The sequence below is a fragment of the Candidatus Sodalis sp. SoCistrobi genome (assembly GCF_900143145.1).
In the GTDB taxonomy this organism is placed as follows: Bacteria; Pseudomonadota; Gammaproteobacteria; order Enterobacterales; family Enterobacteriaceae; genus SoCistrobi.
Map to the genome: position 1 here is coordinate 1 of NZ_FRDB01000308.1, position 2,548 is coordinate 2,548.

At 48.1% G+C, this 2,548-nt stretch carries 5 protein-coding genes and 1 tRNA gene; 3 read left to right on the forward strand and 3 right to left on the reverse strand.

The features are described from left to right. On the reverse strand, positions 1 to 170 hold a 170-nt coding region (locus tag CINSTRO3249_RS16910), incomplete at its 3' end, for an IS1 family transposase (RefSeq protein ID WP_143146886.1). Between the two features lie 800 nt (positions 171 to 970). Between CINSTRO3249_RS16910 and CINSTRO3249_RS14970 the strand changes: the two genes are divergently transcribed. Further along, positions 971 to 1,408, forward strand: coding sequence for a hypothetical protein (locus tag CINSTRO3249_RS14970; protein ID WP_074013820.1), 438 nt, complete (start codon positions 971 to 973; stop codon positions 1,406 to 1,408). 105 nt (positions 1,409 to 1,513) lie between these two features. Beyond that, positions 1,514 to 1,595, forward strand: a tRNA-OTHER gene (locus tag CINSTRO3249_RS14975). A gap of 3 nt (positions 1,596 to 1,598) precedes the next feature. Here CINSTRO3249_RS14975 and CINSTRO3249_RS14980 read toward each other — a convergent pair. Together CINSTRO3249_RS14980 and CINSTRO3249_RS14985 are read right to left on the reverse strand one after the other, a co-directional pair. Then, on the reverse strand, positions 1,599 to 1,835 hold the full coding sequence (locus CINSTRO3249_RS14980) for a hypothetical protein (protein ID WP_074013821.1): 237 nt from the start codon (positions 1,833 to 1,835) through the stop codon (positions 1,599 to 1,601). Positions 1,836 to 1,838: 3 nt separating this feature from the next. Continuing rightward, positions 1,839 to 2,147 (reverse strand): PDDEXK family nuclease, encoded by a 309-nt coding sequence (locus tag CINSTRO3249_RS14985; RefSeq protein ID WP_074013822.1) that lies wholly within the window; start codon positions 2,145 to 2,147, stop codon positions 1,839 to 1,841. Positions 2,148 to 2,378: 231 nt separating this feature from the next. Here CINSTRO3249_RS14985 and CINSTRO3249_RS14990 point away from each other — a divergent pair. Continuing rightward, a partial coding sequence (locus tag CINSTRO3249_RS14990; RefSeq protein WP_143146886.1) for an IS1 family transposase occupies positions 2,379 to 2,548 on the forward strand: 170 nt, incomplete at its 3' end.

Here is a 2,548-nt window from a genome sequence, read left to right on the forward strand (position 1 = left end):
TCAACGATCTGCTCTTTAACTCCCGGCTTTCGCGCTTCATAGCGGTAGGTAAGCTGGAATACACGGTGACAGCACTGACACCGGAAGCGTTCGCGCTTAGTTGGACTAAGGCCATGTCGATAAATTTCATCTGAATGGCAGCGAGGACAATGAACAGAAACTGTAACCACGTGGAAACCTCAAATAGAGGCAGAATATCACAAAAGTCAACTATTTGAAGGCATTACCAACTCGTTGGTGGCGAACTGAACAGGGTTAGCACTACCGGGTTTACCAGCCGGCCAGCCTTTCGGCTGCCCCATCCAGTCCACCATTGTTAGGGCGTACGGATGCTTTGAGCAATAAAAAACACGCTCGCGGCGTGTCACATTGTCGCGGTAAACCTCGGCGGGGTGCTAAACCCGACACCTGAATTTGCAGGTGCATATTGACTATAGCGCATGGGTTATTCTTCCGTCAATGGTTAAAGCGCAATGCTGATTAGTATGAGAATACACATAAAAATGGGCATTTAAAGCAATCAAAATGCGGTGAATAAGCTATTGTACTTCAAGGTACATTCTACATGTTATGGCGTAAAATAAATCGCAAATTGAATAATTTGCAATATAAAATATAAGGCTTCATTAATGCTTGTAAATAATGCTTCTAATTCATCAGGTGATGTTACGCAATTGAAATTTAAACGAGTATCAGCGCCGATGCTTAGAAATCTGAAAAATGTGCGTAATTCATTTATTAAACGCTTTTCTTTTCACGAGAAAAAAAATGATAAACCACAAAATAAGTGTGAATTATCGTATGCAAAGTGTGAGCTTGTTCCTTTGAGTGAGGCCTGTGTCCAGAATGTTAGCTACCGTTGGGAGCACTTTAATGACCTGCAACGGCTATGAACATGCAATGTAGTTAGCAAAATTTTGCAGGTTGGCGGTCAGATCGCTTACACTTGGCTTAACACAGGAGGATCCCCATGGGCCAAGTCGCATTTGATACATTGCAGGCGTCAGAAGAGCTTGAGACTGCTGGCATTTCCAGAGAGCAGGCTAGGGCGATTTCGCTCGTCGTACGCAAATCTCACGAGGTGGCGGATGTGGCCACCAAGCGTGACCTTGAGGACGTTCGTAAGGAAATCGATGCCAGATTCGATAAAACTGACGCTCAGATAGCCGATGTCCGTAAGGACCTATCCGCAGAGATAGCCGATGTCCGTAAGGATATGGAAGCACGGTTCGAGAAGACCGAGGCGCAGATGCAAGCACGCTTCGAGAAGACCGACGCGCAGATTGCTTTACTCCGTAAGGATGTTGAACATACTGCGAATGGATTATTGATAAAACTAAGTGCGGTGATGCTTGCTATTGCCGGTCTGACATCGACCATCGTAACTGTCGTAATTAAACTGCTTTGATTTTTATTAACCGTAACTACTGGCTAAATTCACAGAAATTGCTGTGGTAAAATTGATCTACATCAGGGTAGTCAGATCTCTTTACTGCTATAATTCCAGCCAATGGGGTCGGTAGCTCAGATTGGAAGAGCGTACGTGTTATCAAAAAACCGTAAGGACGCGGGTTCGATGCCTGCTCGACCCTCCACTTTCAGCAACACGCTTCCTGCGTCAGGCGCTTAACCTGCTTGCGTAGACGCTTGTTGTCTTCCGCCATATATTCGATTACTGCCCTGAGTGTCTGCGTTTCCCAGTCCTCGTTAGGCTGCCTGCCCAGACTGACCAGATAGCGGGCATCGTCGATACTCTCGCCGCCGTCGGTGATGGCGACGACCTCGCCCATATTGGGGTGCCTGAAGGTCAGCACCCGTGCCTTATCCAGTTTCATGATTCAATTCTCCGTAGCCTGCTTTATATTCCCGTTTGATTTCCATACTATTTCGCTAATATTTTTGCTATCCAGAGTAATGACTTCGCACCCCAGCGCCCTGAGCCGGTTGTGTTCGCGTTGCTGGGAGGGTCGGGCTTTCTGCCCCGGCGCTTTGCATTCCACAAACAGCACCCGGCCGCCGGGAAGCACCACCAGGCGATCAGGCACACCCAGCCTGCCCGGCGACACAAACTTGTATGCGATGCCGCCGGCGGCTTTTACCGCGCGGATAAGCTGCTGCTCAATGGCTTCCTCTCTCAGGTAATACATACTTATGCCTTCCCGTCATTAGTGGCTTTCGCTAAAGCGCCGGTGCCGGTGTTGAGCGAGGATTTTTCCCTGTGTTTTTGCCATACGGTCAGCGGTCAAAAAGTCATGCACAACGTTGCCATTGCCGAAGTCCCACGAGTTGCAGTTTGCGTTGGCGAACGGCACAATGGTCAGGTAATGCCTTCAAATAGTTGACTTTTGTGATATTCTGCCTCTATTTGAGGTTTCCACGTGGTTACAGTTTCTGTTCATTGTCCTCGCTGCCATTCAGATGAAATTTATCGACATGGCCTTAGTCCAACTAAGCGCGAACGCTTCCGGTGTCAGTGCTGTCACCGTGTATTCCAGCTTACCTACCGCTATGAAGCGCGAAAGCCGGGAGTTAAAGAGCAGATCGTTGA